Annotated in this window: 1 protein-coding gene; it reads left to right on the forward strand. The window is 64.4% G+C overall.

Annotated elements, in window-relative coordinates:
* Nucleotides 1-126: 126 nt before the first annotated feature.
* Nucleotides 127-751, forward strand: a 625-nt coding sequence (locus A5785_RS23590; RefSeq protein WP_231895400.1) for a helix-turn-helix domain-containing protein, incomplete at its 3' end; no start/stop codon positions are given.

The following is a 751-nucleotide window of genomic DNA, read 5'->3' on the forward strand; positions in this document are numbered from 1 at the left end:
GGCTCTTCGAAGTTGAGCGGGCAATGCCTGGTCAGGGCCGCGGCGTGTCGTTGAGGTGAGACGCCCCTGGTCTCCGGAAATCTGGATGTTGCGAAGCATCAGAATTCTTGAAGGAGTACCAGGGGCATGGCCGAGCCTACGTCGTTGTTGTTGGGGTTGGAAGGACTGGAGGTCACCGCGGTGACCAGGGGCACCGATCGCAGTCGGGTTGTCGATGTGGTGACCGCGGATCGGCGGGCGGCACATTGCCCGCAATGCAAGGTTGCTTCGTCATCAGTGAAGGGCCACGCGGTGACACGGCCCCGCGATATCCGATACGGGGATGACCCAATCATGTTGCGGTGGACCAAAACCCGATACTACTGCGTGAATCCGGCGTGTGAGCGGCGTTCGTTCACTGAGTCGATACCGCAGATCCCGCCGCGGCGACGAACCACCACCCGGTTGCGCACTCAGATCGGCCGTGATGTCGGTGAGGCTGCCCGCTCGGTCAGCGAAGTCGCCGCCAGCGTGGGCGTGTCGTGGCCGACCGCGCATGCCGCGTTCATTGAGCACGCCAGCAAGGTCCTCTCCACGCCGAAACCGGTGCGTGTCCTCGGCATTGATGAAACCCGCCGTGGCAAGCCCCGATGGACTCGTGACGTCGACGGGCGGCGGTGGGTGCGTGTCGATCCGTGGGACACCGGGTTCGTCGATCTGAGCGGTGATCAGGGGCTGCTGGGCCAAGTCGAGGGCCGCACCAGCAAGGCGG

Origin of the sequence: Gordonia sp. 852002-50395_SCH5434458, from assembly GCF_001665905.1 — a bacterium.
Classification (GTDB): Bacteria; Actinomycetota; Actinomycetes; order Mycobacteriales; family Mycobacteriaceae; genus Gordonia; species Gordonia jacobaea.